Origin of the sequence: Prevotella lacticifex, assembly GCF_019973375.1 — a bacterium.
GTDB classification, from domain to species: Bacteria; Bacteroidota; Bacteroidia; order Bacteroidales; family Bacteroidaceae; genus Prevotella; species Prevotella lacticifex.
In genome coordinates this window covers 412,844-431,871 of sequence record NZ_BPTV01000001.1, presented here as the reverse complement: position 1 = coordinate 431,871, position 19,028 = coordinate 412,844, and the positions used below count along the sequence as shown (strand labels likewise).

The 19,028-nt window shown below is 53.0% G+C and carries 14 protein-coding genes; 2 read left to right on the top strand and 12 right to left on the bottom strand.

All coding sequences use genetic code 11. The features are described from left to right. Positions 1-2: 2 nt before the first annotated feature. The 7 genes from LDN30_RS01630 to LDN30_RS01600 form a co-directional block, all read right to left on the bottom strand. A complete protein-coding gene (locus LDN30_RS01630; RefSeq protein WP_223928541.1) occupies positions 3-935 on the bottom strand; it encodes a DUF7017 domain-containing protein in 933 nt (310 codons plus the stop codon). A 74-nt stretch (positions 936-1,009) separates the two neighbouring features. Beyond that, complete coding sequence (locus LDN30_RS01625) at positions 1,010-3,142, bottom strand: S46 family peptidase (protein ID WP_223928540.1); 2,133 nt, start codon at positions 3,140-3,142, stop codon at positions 1,010-1,012. A gap of 291 nt (positions 3,143-3,433) precedes the next feature. Then, positions 3,434-4,909, bottom strand: coding sequence for an oligosaccharide flippase family protein (locus LDN30_RS01620; protein ID WP_223928539.1), 1,476 nt, complete (start codon positions 4,907-4,909; stop codon positions 3,434-3,436). 249 nt (positions 4,910-5,158) lie between these two features. Beyond that, on the bottom strand, positions 5,159-6,388 hold the full coding sequence (locus tag LDN30_RS01615; RefSeq protein WP_223926980.1) for a spore maturation protein: 1,230 nt from the start codon (positions 6,386-6,388) through the stop codon (positions 5,159-5,161). Positions 6,389-6,503: 115 nt separating this feature from the next. Then, positions 6,504-8,705: a rhamnogalacturonan lyase gene (locus tag LDN30_RS01610; protein ID WP_223928538.1), complete on the bottom strand. Its 2,202-nt coding sequence runs from the start codon at positions 8,703-8,705 to the stop codon at positions 6,504-6,506. Positions 8,706-8,831: 126 nt separating this feature from the next. Continuing rightward, positions 8,832-10,067, bottom strand: a complete 1,236-nt coding sequence (locus LDN30_RS01605; RefSeq protein WP_223928537.1) for a M16 family metallopeptidase — start codon at positions 10,065-10,067, stop codon at positions 8,832-8,834. Between the two features lie 244 nt (positions 10,068-10,311). Continuing rightward, entirely contained in the window at positions 10,312-11,457 is a 1,146-nt protein-coding gene (locus tag LDN30_RS01600; protein WP_223925132.1) for an ISAs1 family transposase, read from the bottom strand. A gap of 391 nt (positions 11,458-11,848) precedes the next feature. Between LDN30_RS01600 and LDN30_RS01595 the strand changes: the two genes are divergently transcribed. Together LDN30_RS01595 and LDN30_RS01590 are read left to right on the top strand one after the other, a co-directional pair. After that, complete coding sequence (locus tag LDN30_RS01595; protein ID WP_223926839.1) at positions 11,849-12,790, top strand: PfkB family carbohydrate kinase; 942 nt, start codon at positions 11,849-11,851, stop codon at positions 12,788-12,790. 3 nt (positions 12,791-12,793) lie between these two features. After that, positions 12,794-13,873, top strand: a complete 1,080-nt coding sequence (locus LDN30_RS01590) for an acyltransferase family protein (RefSeq protein WP_223928536.1) — start codon at positions 12,794-12,796, stop codon at positions 13,871-13,873. Between the two features lie 528 nt (positions 13,874-14,401). Here the strand turns inward: LDN30_RS01590 and LDN30_RS01585 are convergent. From LDN30_RS01585 to LDN30_RS01565, 5 genes are all read right to left on the bottom strand, one after another. Next, positions 14,402-14,875 (bottom strand): PG0215 family putative anti-sigma factor, encoded by a 474-nt coding sequence (locus LDN30_RS01585; protein WP_223928535.1) that lies wholly within the window; start codon positions 14,873-14,875, stop codon positions 14,402-14,404. 74 nt (positions 14,876-14,949) lie between these two features. Beyond that, positions 14,950-15,480 (bottom strand): GFO_1088 family ECF-type sigma factor, encoded by a 531-nt coding sequence (locus LDN30_RS01580; RefSeq protein ID WP_223926836.1) that lies wholly within the window; start codon positions 15,478-15,480, stop codon positions 14,950-14,952. Positions 15,481-15,573: 93 nt separating this feature from the next. Further along, complete coding sequence (gene argB / locus LDN30_RS01575) at positions 15,574-16,443, bottom strand: acetylglutamate kinase (RefSeq protein ID WP_223928534.1); 870 nt, start codon at positions 16,441-16,443, stop codon at positions 15,574-15,576. A gap of 154 nt (positions 16,444-16,597) precedes the next feature. Then, positions 16,598-18,493 (bottom strand): biosynthetic arginine decarboxylase, encoded by a 1,896-nt coding sequence (gene speA / locus LDN30_RS01570; RefSeq protein WP_223928533.1) that lies wholly within the window; start codon positions 18,491-18,493, stop codon positions 16,598-16,600. A 7-nt stretch (positions 18,494-18,500) separates the two neighbouring features. Beyond that, the gene (locus LDN30_RS01565) at positions 18,501-19,028 is read right to left on the bottom strand and encodes a shikimate kinase (protein ID WP_223926979.1); all 528 of its coding nucleotides are present in this window, start codon (positions 19,026-19,028) and stop codon (positions 18,501-18,503) included.

Below are 19,028 nucleotides of genomic sequence, written 5' to 3'. Positions count from 1 at the left end.
ATTCAATAAATCTTCAATTTGTCGACAGTCAGTGTCTGCTGCCGGTAATATTCGCGCTGGTTTTTCTCGTTGACGGGCTCCACTCCCTGCAGACTGGCATCGAGGTTCTGCATCTGCCACGAGATGGCAAAGCCGGCGGCCTTGCGGATAGCGATGCAGCGGTCGAGCTCATAGCGGGCCCGAGGCTTGTCGACGGTGTAGAGGAGATTGGCCAACTGCCACCGGGCTTTCTGGGTGAACTTCTGCTCGCGCTGTGTGGCTATAGCCCGGCAGAGGAGCGCAGTCTTCACCGCGGTGTCGCCGACGAGGTCGGCAAACTCAGTGAAGAGGTAGCTCTGGTTGTGGTGGGCGATGATGTGGCGGTAGATGTTTATGGCCTTGTCGGTCTTACCCATAATCTTATAGATGAGAGCTTTGTAGCGCTGATTGTTCACGTTGTACGGACTGTGGCGCAAAGCCTCGGCAAGGATGGGTGCCGCTTTCAGTGCCATCTCGGTGGTGGGATTATCGGCCACCTCCTTGAAAACCTTCCCTACGATACGCATTCCCAACGACGGCACAGGGTGGTTGTTGACGCGCTGAATGACCCAGTCGTCGGCCGTAAGACGGGTGATATCCCACTTGGTGATGAAGTCGAGCATCGAAAACTTTGGATTATGGTCGAAGACGAGGATGGCGGCGCGCATAATGGCACTTTGGCCGCGGCGGTCCTGGTCGTCCATCGTGGGATAGAGGCGCAGGAGAGCAAGGAAAATCTTGTGAGCTTCCTCCAACCGTCGCTGCTTATAGCGCAATTCCATCATATCGACCCCCACCCAGAACATGCAGATGGTGGTGTAATGGCCTTTGTAGGTGGCATATCTCGTGCGGATAGCGGCATAGGCCTCCTCGATTTTTCCCTCCTTCCTCAGTTTGAAAATATCCCTTACTTCCATAGCTTTCAGTATTTTAGGTTCATCATTATGGAATATTCACCGTCGTCAGCGGGCAACCGACAGGGGCTGACACCCTACTGCGGATTAATCTCCTTGAGCAGTCGGTCGGCATGGCCCCATTTGTCCATCATATAGAGGACGTAGCGGATGTCGACACCTATGCACCGCGACAGGACGCTGTCGAAGTTGATGTCGGAAGCCAAACTGTCCCAGTTGCCATCGAAGGCGAGACCAATGAGGCGTCCTTTTCCATCGAACATCGGGCTGCCGGAGTTGCCGCCGGTAATGTCGTTGGTAGTTAGGAAGCACAGTTGCATCTTGCCTGTAGTCTTGTCCTGATAACGACCGAAGTCACTCTGCGACAGAAGGTTGCGCATTTCTGCCTCAGCCTTATAGTCGGGAACGTCCGTAGCGCGGTCCATCTTGTCGACGATGCTCTTTGCATCAGTATAGTAGTTGGTTACGCGGTTGCCGATGCGGTAGCCCTTCACCTGTCCGTACGACAAGCGCATCGTGAAGTTTGCGTCGCTATAGTGGGGCAGATCCTGCTCCATACGCATCTTGGCGGCACAGAGCTTTCGCTCCTCTTCGTCGATCTTCTTCGACTGGTTGAGATTCACCATCTGCAGAACGGTCATCGCACTCTGAAGGTCGGCACCTAATTCTGCGCCCGGATCAAGCTTTTCGGGGCATCTGACGATATGGAATTTTGCTCCCGGGCGGAGGAGCTTACTCTTGCTGTAGAGATCTTCGACGTATGCTTTGTAGTTGTTAAGATACTTCTTTCTTATCTCCGTGTAGAACACGGGGAGATACTGTTTCGGCACATTGCGGGCGAAGGTTTCAAGCATTGCTGCCGTCAGTTCCTTATCGAGTTCGATGTTCCACTTGTCGCTGTTGTCCTCAAACTGAACATATTGTTTCTTCAGCGGGGAAGTGGGATTGACCGGTTTCATCGTTCCACCGGCTAACAGCATAGCCCGGCGGAGGAACTCGGAGCTGCGGCGGAAGCACTCGTTGAAGTAGAACATAGCACTCTTCATGGGACGGCGCTTGGCGTAGAGCTTCTTAAGCAGACCGAAGTCGACCTTTTCCTTATAGTCGGCAGTATCCTGCCATTCGCGGATACGCTTCTCGAAGGCCTGCTTCTGGTGGTAGATGCCGATGGAATCGATACAACGGTTCATGCCGATGGAGTTCTTATAGTAGTTGGCCGAGTTGGCAAAGGCATTCTCGTAGTTTATGCGGTCCTTCTCGTTTCTGTCCATATATTTCTTCAGGATGGCGAGTTTGACGGCACGGACGCGGATGCGGGTGTCGTTCTCGGTGGTCTTCATGTCCTCAATGCCGTAGGACGAGAGGTAGCGTTCGGTCGACCCCGGATAGCCGACGGTCATGGAGAAGGAACCCTCGCGGTAGCCCTCGAGCGACACCGGTGCCCAGCTCTTGGGGTGATAGGGTACGTTGTCCTTGCTGTAAGGGGCCGGACGGTTGTTCTTGTCGGCATAGATACGGAACACCGAAAAGTCGCAAGTCTGACGCGGCCACATCCAGTTGTCGGTCTCGCCACCGAACTTTCCCATCGACTTCGGGACGGTAAAGACGAGGCGAAGGTCGGTAAAGTCCTGATAGGTAGTGGCATAATAGCGGTTACCCTCGAAGAAAGGATCGACGTCAACGTGCAGTGTGCTGTCGACAGCCTTTACGGAATCGGTCAGCGCATTGGCCACAGAGTCGATGACAGCGGCCTTCTGAAAAATGCTTTTTCCGGCTATCAGCGGCAGAATCTTTGAAGTAATGTCGCGCTGGTCGCGCATGAAACTGACGAACATATTATCGTTTGGCAGCTCATCGGCATACGTCTTGGCGTAGAATCCGTTGAGCATGTAGTCGTGTTCGACGGTGGAATGGCTGTTTATGGCAGAGAAACCGCAGTGGTGATTGGTGAAGACGAGCCCGTCGGGCGATACCACCACTCCCGTGCAATAGCCCGAGAAGTTGACAACATTATTCTTGATGGCATTATCGCTCGAATAGATATCGGCGTAAGGAAGGGTGAATCCCTCCTCCTGCATCTTGTCGTAGACGGCCTGGGGAAGGTTGTAGAGCGTCCACATTCCCTCGTCGGCGAGGGCCGAAGTTGCTAACAACAGCAAACCTGCCAGCGCTCCGGCCTTTTTACTAAATTGTTTTCGCAATGTAATCATAATACTTGTGTTGTTTTAAAAGAGCAAACTATTGTTGTTATTTATATTCTTTAATTCCATAATCTTTATCGCCTTTCTCCGCCGAACGGTATCTTTGGCTCAATCGGCAGAAGCGGTCAGAACCATCATTTCGGCTTTCCGGCTATGCTGCAGTGGCCTTTTCATCATCTGAAGGAGCAACCACGGCAGGTAGCCGCAGGCCATTTTCTTCTCCTTTTCAGCAGTTAGCGCTGAAGGACTCGGACCTTTATTTTCTCCTTTTCAGCAGCCGTGGCTGATGGACTTGAACCTTTATTTTCTCCTTTTCAGCAGCTGTGGCATGTCACGTTTGACGATTAAAGCGGCAAAAGCCACCACCATCAGCGTGTTGACAGCTAAGGCTCCCCATATCGGGAGGTAGGCGTTGGAGGCCGAGATGGCTCCGAAGATGATCAGCGACACCACGACATAGAACGTTATCTCCTTGATAGGATAGTTGATAGGGTAATATTTCTGTCCGAAGAACCAGCTGAGCACCATGCTCACGGCATAGGAGATGAATCCTGCCCAGGCACAGGCCCAATAGCTGAACTTAGGGATGAAGATGATGTCAATGAGTATAAGGACAACGGCACCGATACCGGAGAAGTAGGCTCCCCAGATGGTCCTGTCGGTCAGTTTGTACCAGAAACTGAGGTTGAAGAATATGCCGAACATTATCTCGGCAGCCATTACTATCGGCACTATCTCCAGTCCCTCCCAGTAACTGCGGCCGACAATGAATTTCAGCACGTCCATATAGCCCATCACACAGAGGAAGGCAAGGAGAGTGAACACCACGTAATACTTCATTGCCTTGGCGTAAGTGTCCTTATTGTCCTTATCTTTCGACTTACCGAAGACAAAGGGCTCGTAGGCATAGCGGAAGGCCTGGGTGATCATAACCATAATCATGGCTATCTTGATGCAGGCTCCGTAGATGCCAAGTTGCATGCGGGCCTCAGCGGGAGTGCCGTCGTAGACGAAGGGGAATATTATCTGTGAGGCACACTGATTGAGCTGTCCGGCCAGTCCCATGATAAGCAGCGGCCACGTATACGACAGCATCCGCTTGCAGGCAGCCATATCGAAGGGGAACCGGAAGCCGCGGAGCTCCTTCCAGAGCAACAGCAGTGTGGCCACCGAACAGAACATATTGATGTAGAACACCCACACCACATCGAGCGTGAAGTTGGCATCGTATATGCCGAAAGGATTTATCTTAAAGTGCGGGAAGACAATGAGATAGAGCACATTAAGACTAATGTTGAACACAATATTCATTATCTTCAACAGCGCAAACTTTATAGGGCGGTGAGCATAACGCAGATAAGCGAAGGGGATAGCGGCAAAAGCGTCGATGGCTACGGTGACATACATGACGAGAATATACTCGGGATGGTCGCTGTAGCCGAGGAGTCCGGCAATCTGTTTGTTGAATATTATTACCAACAGAGCAAACGTCAGCGACGTCGTAGCGACAGTACGCAGTGTCGTGGAGTATATTTTCTTAGGGTCCTCACCCTCCCTGCTCATGAAACGGAAGAACGTTGTCTCCATTCCATAGGTAAGGATTATTATCAGGAGCGCCACATAGGCATAGACGTTCGTGATGATTCCGTATTGTCCTCCGGCAGCATTGAACTTCGCTGTCTGGATTGGCACAAGGAGATAGTTTATGAACCGTGCCATGATAGAGCTCAGTCCATATATTACAGTGTCCTTAGCCAGTGATTTTAAATTTGCCATAAGCATTTCGACATCGTAGCCGGGAGATGGAAAGACGGGGCGCACTCCGAAGTCATTCCTTTGTCGCCGTCATTCTCACGCGGTCGGCCGATGTTTCTTTTTTAATGTATTGAACGTTTATTTTATATTGTTTCTTTATCTCTTTTTGTCTGTCTCAGCCGTCTATTCTAAGCGGTTCTGAGAGTCGAATATAGCGTATCGCCAATTTATCCGAATGAGGTGCAAGGCCCAATCGCCCGCAGTGGCCGTCTACCCGAAGAAGACGTAAGCCACGACGATAGCCGCAATGACTCCCGCGAGGTCGGCGAGGAGCCCGCAGGCCACTGCATGCCGTGTGTACTTTATGCTCACCGAGCCGAAGTAAACGGCTAAGACATAGAACGTTGTGTCGGTTGAGCCCTGGAAAACGCAGCTCAGCCGTCCTACGAACGAGTCGGGACCATAATTCTTCATGGCCTCGAGCATGAGTCCGCGCGCTCCGCTTCCCGACAGCGGTTTCATGAAAGCTGTCGGCAGGGCACCCACGAAGTCGGTGTTGAGACCACACTGCTGCACGCACCACTTAATGCCGTTGATAAGCATGTCCATGGCTCCTGAGGCACGGAACACGCCCACAGCCACGAGGATAGCCACGAGATAGGGGATTATTCTCACGGCGGTGGTGAATCCCTCCTTGGCTCCTTCGATGAAAGCGTCGTAGACATTGATTTTCTTGAAGAATCCCGCGAGGATGAACGTCACTATCACCGACAGCAGTATAAGGTTCGATGCCACCGACGTTACGGTAGCCATCGTATTCTTGTCCATACGTCCAAAGCCCCATATTACGAGCCCTACGAAGGCGCAGAGTCCGAGCAATGTGGCAATGAGCACGGGCTGGAAGATGTTTATCCGCTGCCATGCCGCAGTGATGATTATTCCGGCCAGCGTCGCCACAGTAGTGGCAAGGAGTATGGGGATGAACACATCGGTAGGCTGAGCGGCACCGTAAGAGGCACGAAAAGCGAGGATTGTCGTCGGTATGATGGTCAGTCCGCTGGTGTTGAGCACAAGGAACATAATCATCGGATTTGTCGCCGTATCCTTCTTCTTGTTCAGTTCCTGCATCTGCGCCATAGCCTTCAGACCCGTCGGCGTGGCCGCATTGTCGAGTCCGAGCATATTCGAGGCGATGTTCATGAATATACTTCCCATGACGGGATGGTTCTTAGGGATATCCGGAAAGAGCTTCGTGAATACCGGACTCAGCATCCTCGCCAGCACGTTCACGGCCCCGGCTCTCTCGCCAATCTTCATTATTCCGAGCCAGAGAGCCAGCACCCCCGTCAGTCCGAGGGATGTCTCGAAGGCCGTTTTCGACGAGTCGAAGGTTGCATCGACCATCTTCTGAAAGAGAGTAGTGTCGCCGGTGCACAGTCCCACGATGCCGAAGGCGAAGCCAACGACGAAGAATGCTATCCAAATATAGTTGAGTACCATTGTTCTGTTCTTTTCCGTGCCCATCCTGCTGCGTGGCGCTGACAACGGCATTTCGCTGCCGCCATCGCACCGCCACGGGGAGAGTACTGTTCAATACATATTATATATAGTGTTCTTATCTTCTAATCACCTTCTTGCCACCGACGATAACGAGACCCTTGAAGGCCTTTCCTACGCGCTGTCCGGCTACGTTGTAAGCATTGCCGTCGGTCTCAGTGCCGTTTTCGGTGGTCACCGCCGATATTCCTGCCGGGGTGAACTCAGCGGCATAGTCGGGCAGATAATATCCGAGATGCGCCGGCTGGTTGTACGCTGTCTGCTGCCAGGCCACTCCCATGCGGTAGGTATGGTCGTGCATGAGCGTCGGAATCCTATAGTCGGTAGGTATCGTCGTCGAATAGATGTCGAGCGATGTCTTGTCGCTCCAGTCCCACATCACGATTTCCTCGCGCCAGTCGCCGAAGAGATCGGCAATGAGACACGGTGTCGCCTTCGTTGTATTGCACGTCTGCGGAGTGCCAAGATGCTGATGGTCAGTGAAGTAATAACCATTTATCTTCTCCGTTACGGTCTGCGTTCCGTTGCTGTTGAGACTCACGACCTGTGGCGAGCACTTTCCCGTCGAGGTACTGTACTTTCCGTCGAAGAGCTCATCCTGCAGGTCACCATTCCAATACAGGCGGAAGCACTGCGACAGACTCTTCGTGCTCACGACCTCACCGGTGGCGGCACTGCGCAGACTTCTGTCGTTCGACGACCAGAATTCATAGCCGCGGTCCGACGCCATCACGTCGGCGGCCATACCGCGTCCGTTATCGCTTGAGCCGGCAGCACTGAAGAGAATCTCTCCAGTGGCAGCGTCGTGGACATCCCATCCGTAGGGCATATTCTTCTCCTCGTGAACCTCAAAGACCTCCAGTCCGGGACGGTCGGGATTAAGGTCGCCGAGATGGATGGCATCGCCGTGGCCCATTCCGGTGGCATAGAGGAGCGAACCATTATCGTCGATGGCACACGAACCCATTATTATCTCGTCCTTGCCGTCGCCGTCGACATCGGCACACGACAGATTGTGGTTGCCGTTGCCGAAAGCCGTGGCACTGCCCTTGCCGCTTGTACTCTGAGAGTGCTTCGTTGTGGTAGTATGACCATCGGCGTCAGTCACCGTCACCGTGTTCTTATCGGTCGACGCATGCAGCCACCGTGTCTTCAACTTCGACCCGTCAAAATCGACAGCCCAGAAGTAACTGCGTGTGTAATAGCCCCTTACGAACACCGCTGAGGGGTTCTCATCCTTTCCCGCGAGATAGGCCACCGTAGCGAGATAGCGGTCGGCGCGTCCGCCGTAGTTGTCGCCCCAGAACGACTTTGAGGGATGACTCGGCGCACCACCCAATCCTCCGGCGCGATTAGGATTGTAGAAAACCGTGTTGACAGCGGCTCCCGTGGCACCGTTGAACACCGTGAGATATTCCGGTCCATCGTTGACATAGCCGTTGCTGTTGCGGTACGACTTTGCGTTGTCGGCGTTCTTTATAGCATCATCGTCGGCCGCGAGGGTGACATATTTTCCCTGTCCGTCCTTCGAGCCGGGTGCTGTCTTGCACATCACCTCCGCCTTGCCGTCGCCATCGAAGTCGTAGACGAGGAACTGGGTGTAGTGAGCTCCGGCCCTGATGTTCGGTCCGAGATTGATGCTCCACAGCCTTGTGCCGTCGAGCTTATAGCAGTCGAGGACGACGTTGCACGTCTTTCCCTTCTGCGAGTTGTCCTTCGACGGTCCCTTTCCCTGCGGGTCCCATTTCACTATTATCTCATACTGTCCGTCGCCATCGACATCTCCCACTGAGCAGTCGTTGGGATAGTACAGTGTGTCGTTGTTGTTGACAGTCGGGTCGGGGGCCTGCAGCTGCAGCTTCTTGTAGTACCCCGACCATGGTCTCACGTCCTCGGCAGTACCTACGACCGTCGTTCCCGACATATCGGTGGCGTAGGCCTTCAGCGAGTAGGAGTCGTTGGCCGTTCCCGTAGTGTCGACGTAGCATGTGCCGCCGTCGAGTGGATTGCCGCTTGTGCCTCCGGCAATGAGACTGCCGTTGCGGTACAGCTCGAACCCGACGTTCTTATCGTCGGTGCCGAGCATGCGCCAGCTTATGAAGTTTCCCCGTCCCAAGGTACCGTTGGGTATGACCACGAGTCCCCGGTCGAGCTTTTCCATTTGTTTCAGTGACGTGCTGTGAGGTCCCTGCGCCATGGTTCCCGTTGCCGTGAGGGCCATGCCGCAAGCCAAGAGCAGTGATAGCTTAGTTTTCTTCATTGTAGTTCGTTATGTATGTAAGTTTGTTTTTTCAGCGAGGCGCAATTGCTTATAAATATGCAAAAGTAGCAAGAAAAGTGGACAACGACAAGAAAACGCCGCATTTTCCGCCGCGTCACCCTATTTTCATTCAAAGATGAGCGTCGTGAGACGGCTGCTGTCGAAAATGTCGCAGGCCACGTCGCGCAGCTGAGGGGCCGTGATGGCGTCAATCTTCTCGTAGAGTTTGTCGACGTCCTTCTCCCATCCGTAGTGCAGGAACGCCTTTCCGAAGTCGAGGGCAAAATTCTCCCTGTTGTCGCAGGCAATGCCTATCTGCCCCTTTATCTGGCGTTTGGCGGCGGCGAGTTCCCCGTCGGTCATCGTGTGCTGGGCGGCATGGTCGAGCTCATCCCTGACGAGTTTCAGACATTCGTCGACATCATGAGGGTCGCAACCGAAGTAGACCGACCACGTGCCGGTAGTGGCGTAGCTCACCATCGTACTCTCCACGGTGTACACCAGGCCGTGGCGTTCCCGCAGACTGAGGTTCAGCCGCGCGTTCATTCCCGGTCCGCCGATGATATTGTTGAGCAGATAGAGGGGCATGCGGCGCTCGTCGTCGACACCATAGGCGCGGCATCCGAGCATGACATGGGCCTGATGGGTGTTCTTCACTATGCGCACCATCTGTCCGATGTATGGCGACGGAGCCTCTGCCGGGGCCTCTCCGCTGGCGGAACCGTCCACAGGGCTGACAGCCGGACCAAAGTCCATCGCTGCGAGCATCCGGCACAGACCGTCGAAGTCGACACTGCCGTAGGCGAAGAAGATGCTGTTGGCCGGACGGTACAGCCGTTCGGTGAACGCGGCGGCATCGGCAGTGGTGTAGGTTCTCACTCGTGGTGCCGTGCCGAGGATATTGTGGCCGAGGGGTGTACCCTTGAAGACGAGATTGTCGAACTCATCGTAGACGAGCTCCGCCGGCGAGTCGTTGTACGATTCTATCTCGTCGCAGATGACCTCCACCTCCTTTGCTATCTCCTTCTGGGGATAGGTGCTGTGGAATACGATGTCGGTGAGCACGTCGACAGCCTGCGGCAGACTGTCCTTGAGGATTGCGGCATAGTACACCGTGTCGGTTTTCGTAGTGTAGGCATTGAGATCTCCGCCGACGCTCTCGAGGGCGTCGATGACGTCAATCGACGTCCGGCGGCGCGTACCCTTGAAGGTCATGTGCTCGCAGAAATGGGCCAGTCCCTCGTGGGCACTGTCCTCACAGGCCGACCCTGCCGCTATCTCATAGCCGCAGTAGACCACTGGTGATGATGACGGCAGGTGAATGACACGCAGGCCGTTTGGAAGTGTTGCAGTATTGTACATGGTTAAAGGTACAAAATTACGGCTTTTTTGGAAAACAATGAAAAAGAACCTATTTTATTTTGTCGTTTATTATACGGTTCTTTCATTTAAATTTTGACTGACATGGCATGATTATTGCTCAGCTCTCGTTTCTCCGCATAAATTCTATTTACGATAAAGGTCTGATAGCCAATAGGTAAAGTATCCCCTACCCAAGCCGGATGTAGCTTAGGAGTTATTATATATCCCTCAAAATTAACGACATCTACAGACTAAGAAGAGAAATAGCATAGGCCAAGCTGTTCTTGGCGTAAGATGCAATGGCTGAGAACTTGACTTTCAAGAGTTCTTTTCTCTTTCTGATTGCCTCTGGCAGGTGTTTTTTTGAGGCTATGGTGTAGATGATATAAACAAGTTTCTGGATCGAGTCCAAGTTTCTGGCAGACTTTGTTTCTTTTCTCTTTGTGCTGTCCTGGCTCATTCTTGCATCCAGCGTCCAATGCAGATTGTTCTCGATTCCCCAATGCATGCGACTGATTCGGTCTAACGTCTGTGCCCCTTCTTCCAAACTGGTTATATAGTACCTCGTCTGGTTTTGTTCCGTTCCGCTATTCTTTTCAATCGTATGTGTGTCTATTGTAACCACAGCCTTGACATTGAGGAATTTTTCAAGTGCCTTGATGCCTGATATGTCTGAATACACACGGCAGCGGCGTTGGTACAGCCTTCCGTGGGCAAGTTCCCACTCCGACTTCCATTCGTCGTTAGGACGCAGCGTAGGCACTGTGTCCTCTACCGACCATCTTGCTGCTTTCTGGTTGGCTTTCAGCGCAATAAGATAGTCAGCTCCCTTCCCGACGATGCCTTTGATGATAGAACTTTGGCACGACATGGCATCCGCAGTTATAACACATCCATTCATGTAGTCAGCCCGCTCAATGATTTTTGGCGTTGCCTTTATCTCATTGCTTTTCACCTCACACATTTCAGTGTCAAGCGGCAACCGATCGGTTACGCTGAAAGCGGTCACAACATCAGGAGAACGTCCGTCGCCAATTTTCGTACCCAGCATGAACTTGCCGTCAATTGCAATGTGCCGTCTGTTTGCTCCATCATGCTCCGACACGTATTTTCGTGATAATGTCGAAACCAAAGAGGCCAAAGTAATGTCGTCGATTCCACCTTCCATCCTGCAAAGTGTGGGCTCGGACGGACATCCCTTAGCAAGAATGCCGAGGTGGTCTTGCAAGTAGCTCAAATGGATCGTTCCAAAGGCCACAATGTCCTTGCGAGTCTCGCAGCCGCATGCCCTGGCCAAAATAACCAGCAGAAGCATGTCGGACAACTTGTGTTTACAGTTGCCTTTGTTCATCCTACGATAATCTGGTACTGAGTGGATAAAATTTAACAAATCTCGGCTCAGCAAATGCGGTTTTTCAACCGCCAAACTCTTAATCCCTTATAGGGAAGAAAAAGTTGCATCCGAGATGATAAAAGTGCGTAATTGTTTGGTTATTAGCTAATTATTTTGTATCTTTGCAGTGTAAAAAGAAGAGGGGGCACAAAGTGCACTAATCGCACAAATACCATAAACCCCCTCTTCAAAAATAAAAATATATGACAAAAGGTATTAAGAGCCTGGCGGTTGAGAAACCGCCTTCGGGCGTTTGTGCCTATCGTCACATTCATTTAAACGGATTACATTGTGACATATTGTCTTCTATGTCGGCTTAAATGAAAGAGCCCTTCGTTTATTAGGAATCGTTTATTTTTGCATCATCAAAAAAAATCAAGACTATCCCATGCATAAAGTAATAGGAATTGGCGAGACAGTTCTCGACATCATCTTCAAGAAAGGACAGCCGGTGAGCGCCATGCCCGGCGGTTCAACGTTCAACGCCATCATCTCCCTGGCCCGCGCCGGTGTGGAGACGACATTCATCTCGGAGGCCGGCAACGACCGTGTGGGCGAAAAGATTATCAACTTCCTGAAGGACAACGGCACCGACGCAAGCCACGTGAGCGTCTTCAGCGACTCGAAATCACCAATTTCACTGGCGTTTCTCGACGAAAACAACGACGCCGACTACGTGTTCTACAAGGACCACCCCCACGACCAGTTGGAGTTTGCCTATCCCGACATCACTCCCGGCGACATCGTCCTCTTCGGCTCGTTCTATGCCCTCAACCCCGTCATCCGGCCGCAGGTGGCGGCTTTCCTCGACTATGCGAAGACTCACGGTGCCATTCTCTACTACGACGTTAACTTCCGTCCGGCTCACAAGAACGAGATTATGAAGATTACGCCGAACCTCATAGAGAATCTCGACTACGCCGACATAGTGCGTGGCAGCTACGAGGACTTCCTCACGCTCTACAAGAAGGACAACGCCGACAAGGTTTACGACGCCGAGATATCGTTCTACTGCCGCAACTTCATCTACACCCACGGCTCCGAGCCCGTGGAGGTGCGCGGTACTGCCAACTTTGCCAAGTGCTACGACGTGCCAAAGGAGGACACCGTATCGACCGTAGGAGCCGGCGACAACTTCAACGCGGGATTCATCTACGGACTGATACACAACGGGGTGACGCGCGAGCAGCTCCAGCAGGGACTGGCACCGGAGCTATGGGACAGCATCATAGGCTGCGCCCTCGACTTCTCGGCCGACTGCTGCCGCGACATCTACAACTACGTCAGCGTCGACTTCGGAAAGAAATACCGACAGGCCGCCGACAAATAGCCCATGATTATATACCTCAACAACGGCCGCAACACCGTCGCGGGGCGCGTCATCTCGTTTCTGCGCTTCCCGCTCATCGTCCTCATCCTCTTCATACACAGCAACTTCAGTACGGTGAGCGGAGCATTCGCGCAGCAGACGGTGGCCACGGCGGTATCGCAGTACGTCTCAGGCACCATAGCGCCAGTGGCTCTCTGGACATTCTTCTTCATCAGCGGAATGCTCTTTTTCCATGAGGGCACATTCTCGACCGACATCTACCGCCGGAAGTTGCGGAGCCGCTGCCGCACACTGCTGTTGCCCTACGTGGTGTGGAACGCCCTGTACATCGTCCTCCTCCTTGTCGCGGAGCGGCTCACGGGCCACACTCCGGGCATCGACAAGCCCGTCAGCGACATGGGCATTGCCGACATCCTCTACTGCTTCTTCGACATCTCGCTCATCGACCACAGCAGCGCTCTGCACGCACCGATAGACCTTCCGCTGTGGTTTGTCCGCGACCTCATGGTCCTGGCACTGTTGTCACCAATCATCTATCTGGCCGTAAAATACTACTCCAAGCTCCACATCTACGTCCAGACGTGTCTGCTGCTCCCGCTGTTCTACTGCATGGACCGCTGCGGATGGTGGCCGCAGGACTTCGCCACGCCGGCAGTTTTCTTCGCCATAGGGGCTTATTTCTCCATCAACGGCATCGACATCTGCCGCGTGTTCCGCCGCATGGATGCCGCATTCCTCATGTCGGTGTGCGTAGCCTTCTACTATCAGTACATCCTTACGGGCTATCTTATCATCATCTTCTTAGCTTTCAGCTGGCTGGGCAAGTACGCCACGAGTGGACGCCTGCCAATGAATTCACTCCTCGAGAGGTCGACATTCTTCGTCTTCGCCTACCACACCCTGCTCTCGGGAGCATACGTCTATGTCATCAAGAGCGGGCGCATACCCATCACCAACGATCTCGCAGCCTTGGGAGTATATATCTTGTCGCCGCTGTCGATGGCTGTCACGGGGGTGTTCCTATACTACATCCTCGACCGCTACCTGCCCCGTCTGGCAGCAATACTGACCGGCGACAGATGATACGGAGGACAGAAGAATGCTCGAAAACGCTCTTATTGTTTGTAAAATAAATTCACACCACCCCACACTTTTTACCGTCTTTGTAATCCACTGACTATCAATGCGTTTCCAATACAGTCCATTTGGCGTTGCGAAACGGCCCGTTTTGCAGCCTGAAACGGCCCGTTTCGCATCCTAAAACGGGCTGTTTCGCAACGCCAAATGGCCCATACGGTTTTGGTGTAATGATTTTTCGGAATAATAAAAGGTGCTGACCACCGTCGCGTTGCAGATGCCGACGGAATACCACACGGTTATTTCGGGACGGGAACGGGAACCGGAGGGTGGTACTGAGAAGAAGAAACAGGATGCCGCCGCGGCCAATGGCGTTCTATCAGAAAGGCCTAAAAATTAAAAGACCGGCATCCTCAAGGACACCGGTCTCTTCTACGTTAGTATGTTATGAAAAATTTGAGAGAATTTGAAACTTCACAGTTTCATTGTTTTACTAAACATGATTTTATAGAGAAAGCATAGAAATTGTCTTACTTACTTGACCGCTGTGACGGGCGTTGACTTCGATATTATGGCCGAATCGGAGTTGGTCATCGAGTCGATCTTCGCTACCGAAGGTCCGTCTTTCGGTTTCTGGACGTTGGCAACACTCTCGGTCGGCGTCTTCTGAGCGTCGAAAGAGCTCTGGACGGCGTTGCCTAACGTAAGGAGGATTGCCACGACAGCCGCAGCCTTAAAGAGCGGCATGAGGCGCTGGTGCATCGTGATGACGCGAGCCTTGACGGGCTTTTCTTCCTCAACCTTAGCAAGAATCATCTGGTCAAAGTCATCTCCCAATACGTCAGCCGTCGTTTCTTCCTGCTCATACTCGAACAGAGGCTTGTACGGGAGCAACTCAGCAGGAACGTCCTTCTGGGAGAAGAACGTGCGGAGAATCTTCTCTTCTTCGAGAGAAGTCTCGCAGCGCCAGTAGCGCTCCAGTAGTTGTTTTATGTACTTATAATCCATATTTAATTCCTTGGTTCTAAATACTCGACGACTGAAAGAATGAAAAGTTACAAAGGAGCCGTCGCTTTTAACATTTATTTAGATTCTCTATGCTTTGCATGGAAGGCCTCGGCCTCAAGAAATTTCTGTTTTATGGTCTGGCGGGCCCGGAAGATATTGACTTTCACCTGTTCTTCGGTAATAGTCAGGATACTGGCAATCTCCTTATATTGCTTTCCCTCGAAGTCGCGCAACTGGATGCAGCTTCGCTGTTTTTCGGGCAGACTGTCGACGATGCGGCGCACTATCTGCACGCGGTCTTGGTTGACGGCCTGTTCGAAGGGGTTCGACGGTGCCACCGGCTCTCGCACATTGTCGGCGTCGAGGCGCTCGTTGTCGTTCTCCCTCCGCTTGGCGTGGTCGAGGGCAAGGTTACGGCAGATGGTCATGGAGAAAGCCTCTACGTTGTCGATATCGTCCCACGAGTCGCGCTTGCTCCACACCTTGATCATCGTTTCCTGCACGACATCCTCGGCATCAGCCCTGTCGAGGGTGATGCGCAAGGCCAGCCGGAAGAGCTCATTCTTCAACGGCAGCACATCGTTGCGGAAACTGACATTCTTCATTATCGTTGTTTAATTATCGCCGTAGCCGTGGTTCCGGCCCGTATAATAGTGTATATATAGTTGTCGTAGAGACAGTTACAGTCAATATTATCGTTACTTGCTTATCACCGTCCCGTGCCGGCCGTCGATGGCATTAGCCCTGGTGATTATGACGCGGGCCACTCCCGCGTCGACGGCAGAGAGGGCATTCTCGACCTTGGGAATCATTCCGCCGGCGATAGTGCCGTCGGCGACATAGCGCTGGAAATCAGAACGGGTGATGGTGGGGATGACACTGCTGTCGTCGTCGGGGTCGCGGAGCACTCCGGCCTTCTCGAACGTATAAATAAGAGTAACGTCGTAGCGCGCGGCAAGGGCCTTGGCGGCTGTCGCGGCAATGGTGTCGGCGTTGGTATTGAGGATATTTCCACGGCCATCATGGGTCAGCGGAGCTAAGACGGGGGTTATTCCGGCATCGAGGAGCGTCGCGAGGGCATCGGCATTGACCTTATCGACATCGCCGACAAAGCCGTAATCGACAACCGTCGGCTCTGAATGACTACCGTCGGCGGCTGGCAGAGCGACCTCGACTGGCGGGCGGCGGTGACTGCGGATGACGTCCATGTCGGCTCCGGTGAGGCCGATGGCATCGATGCCGGAGGCCTGCAGACGGGCAACAATATTCTTATTGACGAGTCCACCGTACACCATCGTGACGACTTCGAGCATATCAGCATCGGTGACGCGGCGGCCGCCGACCATGCGGGTGTCTATTCCGAGGGCTGCTGCCACCTTTGTAGCACGACGACCACCGCCATGGACGAGCACCTTGCGGCCCTCAATGGCCGAGAAGGCGGAGAGAAGGGCCGACAGACGGGCCTCATCCTCAACGATGGCACCGCCAACCTTGACGACGACAAGCCGCTCCTTGCAGTCCGTGGAGCTGTGGGCGGCAACGGAATTTTCCACTCTTTTGTCTCTCATTGTTTCCTTCATAACCTATATTTTTTATAACCTCAAGATTTCACAGCCACCGAACGCTAAAACGTTTTTACCGCTTTAAATTGGCCAAGTGGCTGATTCTCAGTAATATGTTTATCTCTTGGGATTGGCACCGGGGTCGAATTCCGCCGAGATCTTACACGTCGAGATATGTGTAACCGTAGAGTCCGGAACGGTAGTTCGACAGGAATTCCTTGCCTTCCTCGAGGGTTATCTTCCCCTGACGGACGCTCTTGGTGACCCACTGCTCCAACTGTCTGACGAGCTTTTTAGGATTGTACTGTACATATTCGAGCACTTCGTCGACAGTCTCGCCGTCGATAATCTGGTCTATGTGGTAGGTGCAGTCCTTAACGCTTATATGTGCCGCCGTCGTATCGCCGAAGAGGTTGTGCATATCGCCGAGAATTTCCTGGTAAGCACCTACGAGGAACACTCCGAGGAGATACTGCTCGCCCTGGCGCAGGGCATGGACAGGCAGCACATTCGACAGCGATCCGCCGGTGGTGAAGTTCGTAATCTTTCCATCGGAGTCGCAAGTGATGTCCTGGATGGTGCAGTTGCGTGTGGGCTTCTCGTCGAGACGCTCTATCGGCATGATAGGGAACAGCTGGTCGATACCCCAGCAGTCGGGCAGCGACTGGAAGATGGAGAAGTTGCAGAAGTACTTGTCAGCCAACAGTTTATCGAGACCGCGGAGCTCATCGGGCACATGCTTCATCGTCTTTGCAATAGCATTAATCTCGTGGCAGACGCTCCAGTACATCGCTTCTATCTCGGCACGCGTCTTGAGGTCGACCATTCCGTGGGCGAACATGTCGAGACAGTCCTCGCGAATCTGCTCAGCGTCGTGCCAGTCCTCAAGCATCGACTTAGGATTGAGGTTGTCCCAAATCTCATAGAGGTCCTTAACGAGCTGATGATCAGTGGGCTTAGCCTCAAACTCCTCCGGCATTTCGGGCAGCGAGGCGGCACCGAGGACGTTCAGAACGAGAACGGAATGATGCGCAGCCAGACTGCGTCCGCTCTCGGTGATGATGTTCGGGTGCGGAATATCATTCTTGTTGGCGATGTCGGCGAAAGCGTATACGCAGTCGTTGATGTACTCCTGGATGGAATAGTTGACCGAACTCTCGTTGTTCGACGACCGTGTGCCGTCATAATCGACACCGAGTCCGCCTCCGCAATCGACGAATTCGATATTGTATCCCATCTTCCGGAGGTTGGCATAGTACTGTCCGGCCTCGGTCAGAGCCGACTGTATGCGCCGTATTTTCGTTATCTGACTGCCTATGTGGAAGTGTATCAGGCGGAAGCTGTCGTGCAGTCCCACCTCGTCGAGGCGATTGAGGGCATTGAGGAGCTCCGATGGCGTGAGTCCGAACTTCGACGCGTCGCCGCCGCTCTCGGCCCATTTGCCTGAGCCAGAGGCTGCAAGCTTGATGCGGATGCCCACATTCGGGGTGACATTGAGGCGCTTGGCTGTGCGGGCGATAATCTCTATCTCGTTGAGTTTCTCGACAACGATGAACACTTTCTTGCCGAGTTTCTGGGCGAGCATAGCCAGTTCGATATAGCTCTCGTCCTTATATCCGTTGCAGATAATGACCGAGTTGCTCTTGTTCTGGACGGCGAGGACAGCGTGGAGCTCAGGTTTCGAGCCTGCCTCAAGGCCGAGATTATACTTCTCGCCGTGCGAGATGACCTCGCTGACGACAGGCTGCATCTGGTTCACCTTGATGGGATAGACAACGTAGGTCTTGCCCTTGAAGTCGTATTCCTCACGGGCTTTCTCGTAGCACTGGGCTATTTTCTCAATCCGGTTGTCAAGAATATCGGGGAAACGCAGCAGCACTGGCGGACGGACATCGCGCAGGGCGAGCTCGTCCATGATGTCGCAGAGGTCTATCTGCGTATTGTCCTTGCACGGCGACACGTAGACATGGCCTTTCTTATTGATGCCGAAATAGGATGTTCCCCACCCTTTTATATTATACAACTCCTCAGAGTCTTCTATAGTCCAATTCTTCATTCTATATTTAAATATCCAACAGCCGACGTACATTGTCGACTGTTATTGCAATTTTCTCATAATTATCCATAAGACTGACGTCGATAACGTGCTTTGCCTTCGTGTAGAACGGCTCGCGCTCAGCAAGTTGCCGGCTGACGAAATCCTTCACCTCGTCGGGCGTTTTGTTGAGCAGAAGGGGGCGGACGGTGCGTCCCATCTTCAGATGACCATAGAGAACATCGGGTGTGGCCTTCAGATAGACGGTCTCACCCTGCTGGTTCATATAGTCGATATTATCGAAGAAACAGGGTGTTCCGCCTCCGCAGGATATGACGACATCCTCAAATTCGGCCACCTCGTGGAGCATATTGTGCTCTATTTTCCGGAATCCCTCCTCGCCGCGCTCATCGAAGATCTGCTTCACAGTCATGTGCATGCGGTTCTCAATGTACCAGTCGAGGTCGTAGAACTGGAGGTTCAACGCCTTTGCCAGTGCCTTTCCGACGGTTGTCTTGCCGGCACCCATATAGCCTAATAGGATAATTCTGGGTAT

Excerpts from the sequence above, each read along its gene's own strand:
- LDN30_RS01580 (WP_223926836.1), bottom strand. The coding sequence starts at position 15,480 with ATGAAGAATGTCAGTTTCCGCAACGATGTGCTGCCGTTGAAGAATGAG.
- LDN30_RS01625 (WP_223928540.1), bottom strand. The coding sequence starts at position 3,142 with ATGATTACATTGCGAAAACAATTTAGTAAAAAGGCCGGAGCGCTGGCA.
- argB (WP_223928534.1), bottom strand. The coding sequence starts at position 16,443 with ATGAGAGACAAAAGAGTGGAAAATTCCGTTGCCGCCCACAGCTCCACG.
- LDN30_RS01610 (WP_223928538.1), bottom strand. The coding sequence starts at position 8,705 with ATGAAGAAAACTAAGCTATCACTGCTCTTGGCTTGCGGCATGGCCCTC.
- LDN30_RS01585 (WP_223928535.1), bottom strand. The coding sequence starts at position 14,875 with ATGGATTATAAGTACATAAAACAACTACTGGAGCGCTACTGGCGCTGC.
- LDN30_RS01620 (WP_223928539.1), bottom strand. The coding sequence starts at position 4,909 with ATGGCAAATTTAAAATCACTGGCTAAGGACACTGTAATATATGGACTG.
- LDN30_RS01630 (WP_223928541.1), bottom strand. The coding sequence starts at position 935 with ATGGAAGTAAGGGATATTTTCAAACTGAGGAAGGAGGGAAAAATCGAG.
- speA (WP_223928533.1), bottom strand. The coding sequence starts at position 18,493 with ATGAAGAATTGGACTATAGAAGACTCTGAGGAGTTGTATAATATAAAA.
- LDN30_RS01590 (WP_223928536.1), top strand. The coding sequence starts at position 12,794 with ATGATTATATACCTCAACAACGGCCGCAACACCGTCGCGGGGCGCGTC.
- LDN30_RS01605 (WP_223928537.1), bottom strand. The coding sequence starts at position 10,067 with ATGTACAATACTGCAACACTTCCAAACGGCCTGCGTGTCATTCACCTG.
- LDN30_RS01595 (WP_223926839.1), top strand. The coding sequence starts at position 11,849 with ATGCATAAAGTAATAGGAATTGGCGAGACAGTTCTCGACATCATCTTC.
- LDN30_RS01615 (WP_223926980.1), bottom strand. The coding sequence starts at position 6,388 with ATGGTACTCAACTATATTTGGATAGCATTCTTCGTCGTTGGCTTCGCC.